At 62.7% G+C, this 12,774-nt stretch carries 9 protein-coding genes; 6 read left to right on the top strand and 3 right to left on the bottom strand.

All coding sequences use genetic code 11. The features are described 5' to 3' along the window. Nucleotides 1-396: 396 nt before the first annotated feature. The 3 genes from rplM (at nt 397) to Q0H50_RS05260 (ending at nt 3,789) form a co-directional block, all read left to right on the top strand. Nucleotides 397-831 (top strand): 50S ribosomal protein L13, encoded by a 435-nt coding sequence (gene rplM, locus Q0H50_RS05270; RefSeq protein WP_294163915.1) that lies wholly within the window; start codon nt 397-399, stop codon nt 829-831. 3 nt (nt 832-834) lie between these two features. Beyond that, complete coding sequence (gene rpsI, locus Q0H50_RS05265) at nt 835-1,227, top strand: 30S ribosomal protein S9 (protein WP_294163914.1); 393 nt, start codon at nt 835-837, stop codon at nt 1,225-1,227. A gap of 471 nt (nt 1,228-1,698) precedes the next feature. After that, entirely contained in the window at nt 1,699-3,789 is a 2,091-nt protein-coding gene (locus tag Q0H50_RS05260; RefSeq protein ID WP_294420157.1) for a glutamine synthetase III, read from the top strand. Between the two features lie 178 nt (nt 3,790-3,967). Here the strand turns inward: Q0H50_RS05260 and dtd are convergent, their stop codons facing one another. The 3 genes from dtd to Q0H50_RS05245 all read right to left on the bottom strand — a co-directional run bounded on the left by dtd (nt 3,968) and on the right by Q0H50_RS05245 (nt 7,965). Continuing rightward, nucleotides 3,968-4,414, bottom strand: a complete 447-nt coding sequence (dtd, locus tag Q0H50_RS05255) for a D-aminoacyl-tRNA deacylase (RefSeq protein ID WP_294420156.1) — start codon at nt 4,412-4,414, stop codon at nt 3,968-3,970. A gap of 350 nt (nt 4,415-4,764) precedes the next feature. Next, complete coding sequence (locus Q0H50_RS05250; protein ID WP_294420155.1) at nt 4,765-6,036, bottom strand: ATP-binding protein; 1,272 nt, start codon at nt 6,034-6,036, stop codon at nt 4,765-4,767. 255 nt (nt 6,037-6,291) lie between these two features. Beyond that, nucleotides 6,292-7,965, bottom strand: a complete 1,674-nt coding sequence (locus Q0H50_RS05245) for a helix-turn-helix transcriptional regulator (RefSeq protein WP_294420154.1) — start codon at nt 7,963-7,965, stop codon at nt 6,292-6,294. Nucleotides 7,966-8,360: 395 nt separating this feature from the next. Between Q0H50_RS05245 and Q0H50_RS05240 the strand changes: the two genes are divergently transcribed. The 3 genes from Q0H50_RS05240 to Q0H50_RS05230 all read left to right on the top strand — a co-directional run. Further along, the gene (locus Q0H50_RS05240; RefSeq protein ID WP_294420153.1) at nt 8,361-11,348 is read left to right on the top strand and encodes a molybdopterin-dependent oxidoreductase; all 2,988 of its coding nucleotides are present in this window, start codon (nt 8,361-8,363) and stop codon (nt 11,346-11,348) included. After that, entirely contained in the window at nt 11,345-11,986 is a 642-nt protein-coding gene (locus tag Q0H50_RS05235) for a 4Fe-4S dicluster domain-containing protein (protein WP_294420152.1), read from the top strand. Before Q0H50_RS05240 ends, Q0H50_RS05235 begins: the two co-directional genes overlap by 4 nt. Beyond that, a partial coding sequence (locus Q0H50_RS05230; protein ID WP_294420151.1) for a DmsC/YnfH family molybdoenzyme membrane anchor subunit occupies nt 11,986-12,774 on the top strand: 789 nt, incomplete at its 3' end. The genes Q0H50_RS05235 and Q0H50_RS05230, both read left to right, overlap by 1 nt.

Genomic DNA, 12,774 nt, shown 5'->3' with positions numbered 1-12,774 from the left:
GTCGTCGGCAGCGAATCGGCGCGGCGGATCGCCATGGGGGACCCGCCGTTCGGCGCGTGGCGGCCCGGCGCAGGGGATCGATGACGCGGCGCGGCGGGCCCGGTGCGCGGGCGGATTGCTCGCCGTAATCGTGCAGTCCGTGTGAAAATCGCGCAGTAACCCCAGATGGGCACACATGCCCCATTGACTTCGAAGCGGCTGAAACCGTAGACTATAAAAGTTCGCTTTCAAAAGCCCCGTAAACGCAAGGTGGAGGCAGCGCCAAGAAGGGAAGTCCAGACCCGACGAAGCGCGCCGGCGTAGGAAACCGGCAGCAGACAGACTTGCACTTTTGAAAAACGACACCCTGTGCGCTGTGGTCGCACAGCGTAACAGGAAGGACATGGAGGAAAAACAGTGAAGACGTATCACGCTAAGCCTCATGAAGTTGAGCGCAAATGGTACATCATCGACGCTGAGGATCAGGTCCTCGGCCGTGTTGCCACCAAGGCCGCTACCCTTCTGAAGGGCAAGCACAAGCCGCAGTACACGCCGCACGTGGACACCGGCGACTTCGTGATCATCATCAACGCGGACAAGGTTCGCGTCACCGGCACGAAGGAGCTGAACAAGGTCTACTACCACCACACCGGTCATCCGGGCGGACTGAAGTCTGAGACCTTCGCCGAGGCCATGGCCAAGCATCCCGAGCGCGTCATCGAGCATGCCGTCAAGGGCATGCTGCCGAAGAACACGCTGGGCCGCAAGCAGGGCATGAAGCTGAAGGTTTACGCTGGTGCCGAGCACCCGCATATGGCTCAGAAGCCGACCGAGATCAAGATGGAGGGCTAAACCATGGCGAATGAAGCATTGTACTACGGCACCGGTCGTCGTAAGAACGCTGTCGCTCGCGTGCGTCTCGTTCCCGGCACTGGCAAGGTGACCGTCAACGGTCGCGATGGCAAGGAGTACTTCGGCCGCGAGGCTCTGCTCGACTATGCCAAGACCCCGTTCAAGGTCACGGATACCCTGGATCACTTCGACGTGCTCGCCCGCATCGACGGCGGCGGCATCTCGGGTCAGGCCGGCGCTCTGCGTCACGGCATCTCCCGTGCCCTGCTGGCAGCTGGCGACTACCGCGCCGAGTTGAAGAAGGCTGGCTTCCTGACGCGCGACGCTCGTATGGTCGAGCGCAAGAAGTACGGTCTGAAGAAGGCCCGCAAGCGCCCGCAGTTCAGCAAGCGCTAAGGTTTGTTTCCTTTGGCTGCGCCTCGCGCGGCCGTGCAAGCCTGGAAAGCCCGTTCCGCGAAAGCGGGGCGGGCTTTCCGCGTTGTCGGGGGAGTTTGGGCTCGGATGCGGATGTCCCGTTGTCGGGGAGTTAGCTGCGGGCCCGGATGCGGGGCCTCCGGTCGCGTTATCGGGGTTTTTGCTGCAGCCGCGTCACCGGCCTCCTACGCCGTGAAAGGCCGCGTCCCTCCGATGCGCGGCATCATTGCTGGCGCAAAAGCCGCCGGTGCGTTCGCCCCTTCCGTAACGAAACGTTCCATATGCGGAAAACTGCCGGAAACATAGCGCCGGTACCGTAAGTTACAGCAAGTTGACGTGCTGCTTGCCGGTTCGAGATGCTAAGCTACGAGAGTTGACAAACTCGCTAACCTGTAGCATGCAGTGGTAAGGGAAGCGCGCGTCTGAAAGGTAACTATGAAGGAGCTCACGCCTATGTCGAAAATTCCTGAGATCTACGGCTCGATGGTGTTCAACGAGCACACGATGCAGGAGCGACTGCCATCTGCAACGTACAAGGACTTGATGAGGACCATCAAGAAGGGCGAGCCTTTGAACCTTGAGGTCGCCAACGTCGTCGCCCATGCCATGAAGGAATGGGCCATCGAAAAGGGCGCCACGCACTACACGCATTGGTTCCAGCCCCTTTCCGGCATCACCTCCGAGAAGCACGACAGCTTCCTCGATCCCACCGGCGACGGCCGCGCCATCATGAGCTTCTCCGGCAAAGAGCTTATCCAGGGCGAGCCCGACGCCTCCAGCTTCCCGTCCGGCGGCCTGCGCGCCACGTTCGAGGCACGCGGCTACACGGCGTGGGACCCCACCAGCTACGCGTTCATCAAGGACGAGGTGCTGTGCATCCCCACCGCGTTCTGCAGCTACACCGGCGAGGCGCTTGACAAGAAGACCCCGCTGCTGCGCTCCATGAGCGCCATCGACGAGCAGGCCAAGCGCGTGCTGGCGCTGTTCGGCGAGACCGCAGACCGCGTGGTCACCACCGTCGGCGCCGAGCAGGAGTACTTCCTGATCAGCGAGAAGGATTACGCAAAGCGCTCCGACCTCATCATGACGGGCCGCACGCTGTTCGGCTACTCCCCGCTGAAGGGCCAGGAGCTTGAGGAGCATTACTTCGGCGCCATCCGCCCCACGGTCAACGAGTTCATGAAGGAGCTGGACAGCGAGCTGTGGAAGCTGGGCGTGTCGGCCAAGACCAAGCACAACGAGGTCGCCCCTGCGCAGCATGAGCTGGCTCCGCTCTACACCAACGGCAACCGCGCCATCGACGAGAACCTCCTGACCATGGAGAAGATGCGCCTGCTGGCAAGCCATTACGGCCTGGTGTGCCTGCAGCACGAGAAGCCGTTCGAGGGCATCAACGGCTCCGGCAAGCACAACAACTGGTCCATTTCCGCCGGTAAGACCAACTTCCTCGATCCCGGTGAGACCCCCATGGACAACCTGCGCTTCCTGGTGTTCCTCACCGGCGTTATCCAGGCCGTCGACGACTATCAGGAGCTGCTGCGCATGACCGTGGCCTCCTGCGGCAACGACCATCGTCTGGGCGCCAACGAGGCCCCGCCGGCTATCGTGTCCATCTTCCTGGGCGACGAGCTGGGCGCCATCGTGGACGCGCTGGTGGACGACCATGAGTATACCTCCGCGGAAAAGGTTGCCGTTGACCTGGGCGTTTCGGTGCTGCCGAACTTCCTGAAGGACAACACCGACCGTAACCGCACCAGTCCCTTTGCCTTCACCGGCAACAAGTTCGAGTTCCGCATGCCCGGCTCCGCGGTGAACTTGGCCGACTGCAACATGGTGCTCAACACCGCCATGGCCAAGTCGCTGAAGGACTTCGCCGACGCCATGGAAGGCAAGTCCGGCGAGGAGTTCGAGTCCGCCGCCATCGCCTACATCAAGGAGACGCTGAAGAAGCACCAGCGCATCATCTTCAACGGCAACGGCTATTCCGACGAGTGGCCCGCCGAGGCAGAGCGCCGCGGCCTGGCCAACAACCGCACCACCGCCGACGCGCTGCCGGCCTACGTTGCGGAGAAGAGCATCAAGCTGTTCGAGGAGTTCAACGTGCTCACCGAGGTAGAGGCTCGCAGCCGCTACGAGGTGAAGCTGGAGAAGTACACGAAGCTCATGAACATCGAGGTCCGTACCATGAAGCGCATGACGCGCCGTACGTACCTGCCGGCCATCAACAAGTACGCCACGCTGGTTGCCAACGAGATCAACGAGATGAAGGCCGCTTGCGCCGGCATCGACACTTCGGTGCAGGACCAGCTGCTCAACACGGTGGTCGACGGCATCAAGGAGATCAACGATGCTTTGAACGAGCTGCATGCCGCGCACCTGGCCATTCGCGACCTGACCGACGAGCAGGAGAAGGCCAACAAGTACGCGCACGAGATCGCTCCGATGATGGAACGCCTGCGTGCGGGTGTCGACGCCATGGAGATCGTGGTCGCTCACGACTTGTGGCCCGTCCCCACGTACAACGACATCCTGTTCTACTGCTAGCAAACGGGGTTCAACCGAAATGCGAAGGAAGCCGCCCGCGGGCGGCTTCCTTTTTGCGTTTTGGGTTGGAGGGGAGAAGTTGGAGGGCGGTACGCTGCGGAAGCGTTTGGGGGCGCTTCCGCAGGCATGCCCCCGAGCCGCCCGATCGTCCTGCGCGCCGAGGTCGGCTCCGCAAGCCTTACAGCTGATCGGTGTCCAGCCAGATGGTGAAGGGGCCGTCGTTGACTAGGCTGACCTGCATCATGGCGCCGAAACGGCCGGTTTCCACGTGCGGCACGTCTTGGCGGGCGCGTTCGACGAACTGCTCGTAAAGCTGTTCGGCCTGGTCGGGTGCGCCGGCGCCGGTGAACGAGGGCCGGTTGCCCTTCTTGCAGTTGGCGTACAGCGTGAACTGCGACACGATGAGCACCTGGCCATCTACGTCGGCCAACGAGCGGTTCGTCTTGCCGTTCTCGTCCTCGAAGATGCGCAGCTTGAAGATCTTGCTCCACAGCCGCTCGATCTGCTCGGGGCCGTCGTCCGCGCCCACGCCCAGCAAGATCAGGTACCCGCGCTCGCACGAGCCCGCCGTTTCGCCATCGATATCAACCTGCGCATGCGTCACGCGCTGCACCAAAGCCCGCATAAGGCCCCCTTTCACGTTTTGCCCACCAGCATAACGCATCGCCGGGATTCTAAGGCGCCACGGACCGCAATGACCCGCCGTCGGACGCTTCGGGGACGTAGCGCTATCTGTCCGGATTGCAATCACGGGGAGGTGCTCCTCGCGCAAGTTCGCCACCCCGCCGGGGCACTTGGAAGACGCTTGGGGGACGTAGCGCTATCTGTCCGAATTGCGGTTGCGATGGAAGTGCGACTCGGGCTCACTCCTGCTGCCCTTTGGCGGCGGCGAGGCTTTCACGACAAAACCCGGACAGATAGTGCTACGTCCCCGAGATGTCGTCCCCGAGATGTCGTCGCTCGCGGCGGGGGATGCTATCCCAGATCTTGCAGCAGGAACTTCCAGGCGGGTTTGACCTCGATGCGTTTGCCGTCCTCCTCGATGACGCGTTCTTCCTCTTTCGTGATGATAAGCAGACGCAATGCTGAATCACTGATGTTCGCCAGCTTCACTAGGTTACCCACTTCGCGGGGCTTTGCGCTGTCGGAGAGCGAGTAGGCGACCTGCACGGCAAGACCCTGCTCGGGCACGTAGAAGTCCACGTCGATGCCGTTTTTTGGTGACTTTAGATAGTGAAGCTCCTCGCCGAACGCGTCGAGCATTGCGACAGCTATTTCGTTTTCGAGCAGCGCCGGCTCTTTTCCGATCAAGAACAGGTTGAGCAGTCCGTTGTCGCTAAAGTAGCGTTTAGGGTTTCCCTCGCGTTCCACGAATTTCGCCACCGCGTTTTTCACCTCGAACAACAGGTACGACTCGCGCGCCATGGCCAGATAATCGAGTAGTGTTGCCTTGCTGATTTTGTAGCCAAGCGCATTCAACGTGCCATGCAGCGCCGTGGCAGATGTCTCGTTGCAAACGGTTTCAGCAACTTTTTTCATGAGCACACGCAGGGTGCCGGGGTTGCGAACGTTGTTGCGCGCGGCCATATCCCCCAACAGAACTTTCTGATAGACGCTTTCCACGTACTCGCGCGGCGAATCGTAGCGAAGTGATTCCGGGAAACCGCCGTATTGATAGAACGCGTCGAACGCACCTGCGATTGCGCCCTTTGCTTTCGTTGAATAAAGAGCGTTGCTGTCATGGGCTATTCCGGACGCATCCAGGTATTCATCGAAGCGGTAGGGCGTCACATGCTTGACAAGGTAGCGCCCTCCGAGCGTGGTGGCTATCTGACTGCTGAGCATTTTCGCGTTGCTGCCGGTTATCCACACACGTTCACCAGCATCGGCTAGGCGGCGGGCGAACTTTTCCCAACCGTTGATGTTCTGGATTTCGTCGAAGAAGTAATAACCAGGTTGCGTGCTGAGCTCGCTGTGCACCGACAGGATGTCGTTGAAATCGGCGATGCCGAACTCGGCCAAGCGCTCGTCTTCGAAGTTGATGTAGATGATCCGATTCCAGTCCGCGCCTGATTCCACCAAATCGCGGACGATCCTGTAGAGCAGGGTGGATTTGCCAGCGCGGCGCAAGCCTGTGACCACATAGTTCGCTTGCGGGTCGAATGTGTAACGACGTGGCACGATTCTCGCGTTTTGGATGATTTCGCGTTGATCGAAGATAACGCTTTTCAGGACTTCGTGATTCATTCAATGTCCAATCTGTTCAGTGTACTGAACAGATTATATAGCAATCTGTTCAGTACACTGAACAGATTAAGGACCACTCAGATGGAAAACGCACGTGCTCTATGCGTCTTGAAGTCACGCAAACTTGAAAAGCCGTTTTCAGGAGAACGATTATAGACCGCCTTGCTTGTCCTTGGAGCCATGGCGCCCAAGCGGCAAGAAGCCCGGACACATAGCGCTACGTCCCCAAAGTGTACAGGGCAGCTGCCGCTGCCTCTACGCCTTCTCCTCTTGGATCAGGTCGATCATCTCTTGGCTTGAGTGCACGCCGAGCTTCTGGTAGATGTGCTGGCGGTGGGTGCTCACGGTGCTCTTCGACAGGCACAGCTGATCTTGGATGTAAGCGAGGTTGCGGCCTTTGGCGAACAGCGTCATGATCTCGGTCTCGCGCTCGGACAGGCCGCAGCGCGCGGCGACCGCTAGACACTTGTCGGTGAAGCGCCGCTTCCTGTCCGTGGGGAGCAGGTTCACGGCGAAGGCCAGGTCGCGTTCGGTGAACGCCATCGTGGTCATCATGACGAGCAAAGCTCCCAGCACGGCGCACGGGAACACCTGGGCAAGCCCGAACGGCGTGAAATGCACCACGTAGCGTCCGATGAGCATGCCGACCAAAGGGCCGAACGTCCATCCCGCGCGAACGAACTGGAACACGCGCACGCTGGTTGCGGGATATTGGTGGCACGTGCCGCAGATGAGCACCCATGCCAGGATGCCGTAGCACTGGAACGCCGCCGAGTTGAGCGCATAAGGCGCCACGGCGTCGACAGGGTAGAGCAGCGGCGCGGGCAGCAGCAGCGCGCCGAGCGCCAGGAACAGCATAAGGATGCGATAGCAGTACTCGGGTGCCCGCGGGGTTTTCATGCTGACCAGGGCCAATGTGATGATCGTGGCGCCCAGCCCGACGATAAGCGCCGCGCCCGCCTGGATAAAGGCGTAATGCTGCCCGCCCATGCCCGCTATGCCCATCTGGATGTACAGCGTGCGCGCAAGCTCGTTCGCGCAGCCTATAAGCGCGCAGCACAACATCAGGGCCAGCGTAAGGTGACGCAGCTGGCGCCGGTTCTCCGGGCTGGCGGGCTCGGCTTGCGAAGGCAGGGGCTTGTCGCTGATGGCTTGCTTGCTTTTCTGCGTGGAAGCGCCCGTGTCGCGCAGGAAGGAGCTGATCGCGGGCATGCTGGCGGCGAACAGGCACGATTCGAACGGCCCGAAGAACGAGAACAGGCAGAACAACGCCGACATGCACAGATAGCCTACGGCGGCTATGGCCGCGGTGGCCTTCGCCGAGAATTTGCTCACAAGGATGCCGAACTGTGCCAGGAAGATGCCTGATGAGATGCCCGAGACGATGCCCGACGCGGTGGTGAGGGCGATACCGGCGGCGAACATTCCCGCTGCCGGTTCTCCTCCAGCCCAGCCGGCGGCAAGCGGCAGCAGCAGCGTGGAAGCGGCCATGGCGATGGCGGCTCCTGCGCGCGCGGGCGTCTTCGCCAGCCAAACGGCGCATCGCTTGTGCTCGATACCGATGAGGACCTGTGTGAGCAGTAGCGTGCAGATGGATATCAGGTACACCGTGTCGAGCACGGGTTCGCCTTCGTCGCCCACGATGTTCAGGCTTTGGAACGTCATGGGAACCCATGCCAGGAAGCAGCCGAGTGCCACGCCCGTCAACGCTTCGGTGCGTCCAAGCGATTCACGTGCCTGCTCCCCTTTGCTTGCCAGCGCCTGCGAGAGCCCTTTGCGGCTCTTCGAGTCATCGCCGGCGCCTTGCTTGGGTTTGCCGCAGGCGCCGACCGTGCTGCGCGCCCCTTCGTTATCCGACGCGCCGACCGGAGCTTGCGCCATGCGCGGGCTCTCGGTTTTCGCGGCGCCCGTGGTCCTTTTCTCCCCCAAGAAAAATCCTCTCCCTCGTCTGGGGTGATTATAGTACACCCCTTCCGCATGTCTAAACCCGCATCATCAAGTAAGCCAGGGAGAACACTCACTTTGGGTATCATCCCAGGTCAACAGCATCATGTCGCTAGCATGATTTCGAAAACACGCCCTCAACCATGCTGCCGGCTGGATTCGCCGCCCGCTTCGCGCATCGTATCGTCAACAAGACGAACGCACCGCGTGCTCGGCCCCAAACCCCAAGCAAGCCCCGGGCGCGGTGATGTTCCGCAGGATCTCGGCAAGCCCCGGGAACCTGAGAAGAGGGGCGGCAGGCAGCCGAAGACGAGGGCTGCGATGCCGTACGACCACAGAGGAGATGGCGCCCTTCGAGGCGCCGAAGGAAAGGAGGATGCATGGGCAAGCTCACGATGACGCGCCGCACGTTCGCGAAGATGGCTGCGGCGACGGCCGCCGCCGTCGGCATCGCGGCCCCGGCAAGCTCGGCGCTGGCCGAGACCAAGACCGGCTCCGCAAGCGTCGGCGAGGTCAAGCGCATTCGTTCCACCTGCCGCGGCTGCGGCAAGATGGAATGCGGCGTGTGGGTGTATGTGCAGGATGGGAAGGTCATCCGCAGCGAGGGCGACGAGGCCGCCTTCCAGTCCATGGGCAACCATTGTTCCAAGGGCCAGGCTTCGCTGCAGGCCGCGTATCACCCCGATCGTCTGAAGTACCCCATGAAGCGCACGAACCCGAAGGACTCCAACGATCCGGGTTGGCAGCGTATCACCTGGGACGAGGCCATGGATACCATCGGCGAGAAGTTCAGCGAGCTGCAGTCCAAGTACGGCAACGAGACGTACTTCAGCATGGCGGGCACCAGCCGCATCTGGTCCATGGGGCCTTATAGCGCGTTGAAGCAGTGCTTCGTCAGCCCGAACGCCATCCAGGCCAACGAGATCTGCAAGGGCCCGCGTTTCTACGCCACGAAGCTCAACGACTACAACGCCTACAGCTGGATGGAGACGGTCGGCCGTCCGCGCGTGTACGTGCAGTGGGGCGGCGCTTCGGAGCTATCGAACTATGACGACTCGTGCCGCACCACAGTCGACGTGGCCACGCGCGCGGATTACCATATCCTGGTGGACCCGCGCCAGACGAACCTGGGCAAGGAGGCCGACATCTGGCTGCCGCTGCGCCCCGGCACCGACGCCGCCATGGGCCTCGGCTGGATCAACGTCGTCATCAACAAGGGCCTCTACGACGACCTGTACGTGCGCAAATGGATGAACGCCCCCATGCTGGTGGTGGAGGACGAGGATTGGGAGCCTTCCGTCTCCGATTCGCAGTCCACGCACGGTTCGAAGAAGAACCGCCTGCTCAAGCAGTCCGACATCAAGGAAGGCGGCTCGAACACCGCGTTCATGGTGCTCAACGAGGTGAACGGCGAGCTTACGTATTACGAGGCGAACGGCAAGTCCGTTGCCCAGTCCGTTACCGCGACTTCGGCCGCGAGCCTTGATCTGTCCGGCTCTTCGTCGGGCCAGCTCCCTCACTGGGAGGGCGAGGATTGGAAGCCCGCGACCGCCGGCCGCGAGGCCCAGATCCACGGTTTGGACCTGACGGGCCAAAGCCAGGGCTTCGTCATCGACGCCACCCCGTTCATCGACGGCCTGTACCCCGCGCTGTACACGCCCGAAGGCGGCCTTGAGGTCGAGCTGAAGGACGGCAGGAAGGTGCGCTGCCGCACCGTTTGGGAGCATCTGTGCGACCGCGTGGCCGAGTACACGCCCGAGAAGGTCGCCGAGATCACCGGCTGCAAGGCCGAGGACATCGAGCGCGCAGCCACCATCTACGCCACGCGCCTGGATCCTTCCACCGGCTACGGCAACGGCGGCATCCAGTACATGCTCCCGCTCGAGCATAGCTGCAACTCGCTGCAGACCAACCGCACCATGGACATCCTGTGCGGCATCACCGGCAACATGGACATCCCGGGCGGCATGCGCGGTTCCACCGCCGGCTGGCCGTTCTTCGACCTGGCTATGACGCTGCCCTCCGCGGCCTCCGTGAAGGGTTCGCCCGACCAGTCGAAGATCATCGGTGGCGACAAGTTCCCCATGCTGGCCGACCCGAAGTGCAACCCCAGCTGGGCGGATGCCACCAGCATCTATAAGACCATCGAGACGGGCCAGCCCTACAAGCTGTCCTGCGGTATCGGCCAGACCGGCGACCATATGAATCAGTCGAACAGCCTGTATGCCTACGAGCAGCTCAAGAAGCTGGACTTCTGGGTGTCCATCGACCTGTGGGAGACGCCTACCGTGGGCATCGCCGACATCGTGCTGCCGGCGGCGCACTGGATGGAGCTCGACTGCATCCGCAAGTCGCAGGGCTCTTCCGGTTCGTTCGGCGCCACGTGCAAGGCAGTGGAGCCCCCGGCGGAGGCCGAGCCCGACCTGAAGATCGTCATGCGCATCTTCAAGGCCATGGGTCAGCCGTATTGCGACGGCACCACCGATGACGAGAAGTGGCCTATCGACAACGCCGAGGACGTGTGCAACAACATCGCGCTCGCCGGCTTCCGGATTCCCGAGTGGCAGGACTACAAGAAGGCCTTCCAGGAGAACGGCCCGTGGGACTCCAAGATCGAGAAGCCCGAGGCATGGGGCACGTATCGTCGTTACGAAACCGGTTGGGCAACCACGTCCGACTCCCCGGCGGCGGTGCAGGCGGTCATGGACCATCCGCAGGGCTGGGACACGTCCACCGGCAAGCAGGAGATCTGGTCAACGGTCATCGACAACTACTATCCCGATGACGACCAGGCCATTCCGACGTTCCGCGAGGCTCCGCACGGCCCGGTCGCCGATCCGGACCTGTTCACGGACGACAACTCGTTCCTGGCAACCACCGGACGCCGCATCCCCGTGTACTTCCACAACGAGCATCGCCAGCTGCCCTGGTGCCGCGAGCTGTGGCCGGTGCCGCGCATCGAGATGAACCCCGAGGATGCCGAGCGCATCGGCGTCGAGCAGGGCGACTGGGTGTGGATCGAGACGAAGGAGCACAAGATCCGCGAGGTCGTGGACCTGTACCACGGCATCGCGCCCGGCGTGGTGAACCTGGAGCACCAGTGGTGGTTCCCCGAGCTGAAGCAGGCCGACAAGGGCTTCGCGCTGTGCGGCGTGAACTGCCTGTTGGACAAGGATGCTCAGGACCCGTTCATCGGCACGTCGAACCTGCGCGCCTACGGCGTGAAGGTGTACAAGGCCACGGCGGACAACTCCCCGTTCGGCAATCCCGTGCCCTGCGGCGACGACGGCACCGAGATCATCCATGATTCCAGCGATCCGCGTCTGAAGGCGTGGGCGCCTGATTACGAGGGGAGGACGCAGGCATGAGCCATCCGGCAATCGTAACCGACCTGAACAAATGCGTCGGTTGCCTGGCATGCAGCGTAGCGTGCAAGGCGTTCAACGGCGTGCCGATCGGCAGCTTCTGGAACAAGACGCTGCGTATCGGCCCCTATCCGACGGCGGAGGGCTCTGGCCACTTCCCGGACGTGTACACGTACTTCCTGACCGTGCAGTGCCAGCACTGCGCCGACCCGGAGTGCGTGAAGGTGTGCCCGACCGAGGCAAGTCACATCGCCGAGGACGGCACCGTGCAGATCGACAAGTCGAAGTGCATCGGCTGCCAGTTCTGCGCCATGAGCTGCCCTTACGGCGTGCGTTACCTCAACGAGGAGGAGCGCGTCGTCGAGAAGTGCACCTTGTGCGAGCAGAAGACCGCGCAGGGCGAGCTTCCCCAGTGCGTCACGCAGTGCGGCGGTTTCGCGCGCTTCTTCGGCGACTTGGATGAGGGCATCGAGAGCTTCCGCGGCCCCTACGACAAGACGCTTGGCGAGCTGACCGGCGAGGACGGCAACTATCCGATCAAGCCGTTCAAGGACTCCGACGTGCATCATCTGCCCGATGTGGGGAACCATCCCTCGTTCCGCTACATCCTGCGCAACCATGAGTGGAAGGGAGAAGAGTAATGGAACTGCAATGGCCTCTGATCCTTTTCACCACCCTTACCGCGTGGGGCTGCGGCGTGCTCGGCGGCGCCGGCGTGCTGGCGCTCAAGGGCGCGGGCAGGAAGTCCCAGCAGCTGCTGGCGATCGTGTCCTGCGTGCTTCTGGCGCTGGGCGGCATCGCCGTGTTCTTCCACCTGCAGCACTGGGAGCGCATCTTCAACGGCTTCGGCCACATCACCTCCGGCATCACGCAGGAGCTGATCGCGATCGTGGTGTTCGTGGTGGTCGCCGTGGCGTACTTCGTGCTCGCTCGCAAATCCGACGACGGCGGCACGCTGCCGAAGTGGATGGCCTGGGTGGCCGTCGCCATCTCGGTCATGCTGGCCGCGGTGTGCGCGCACTCCTACATGATGCCGGCCCGTCCGGCGTGGGACAGCGTGCTCGAGGTGCTCTCCATCGTGGGCGCCGCCTGCCTGCTCGGCCCCGCCACCTGCGCGGTGGTGCTGGCGGCCAAGGGCGAGGAGACCGGCGAGTGCGGCCTGCCCGCCGTGGCCGGATCGGCCGTCGGCGCGGCGTGCACCGCCGCCTACGCGGCCTTCATCCAGCTGAGCGCCGGCGCGTTCACCGAGGTGGGCTACTACTTCGACCCGACGCACCCGACCAAGGCCGTGGCCGACGCCGCCGCGACCATCGCCGCCCAGGCCCCGCTTCTGTGGCTGGGCGCGGTGATCGTGGGCGCGGTCGTGCCGCTCGTGTGCTGCGTGATGGCCCGCAAGAAGGGCGACGCCGCCAGCTGGAAGGTCTTCGGC

The organism is uncultured Senegalimassilia sp., assembly GCF_934632265.1.
GTDB lineage: Bacteria > Actinomycetota > Coriobacteriia > Coriobacteriales > Eggerthellaceae > Senegalimassilia.
The sequence above is the reverse complement of the archived record's forward strand: the minus strand, read 5'-3'. Positions and strand labels throughout refer to the sequence as shown.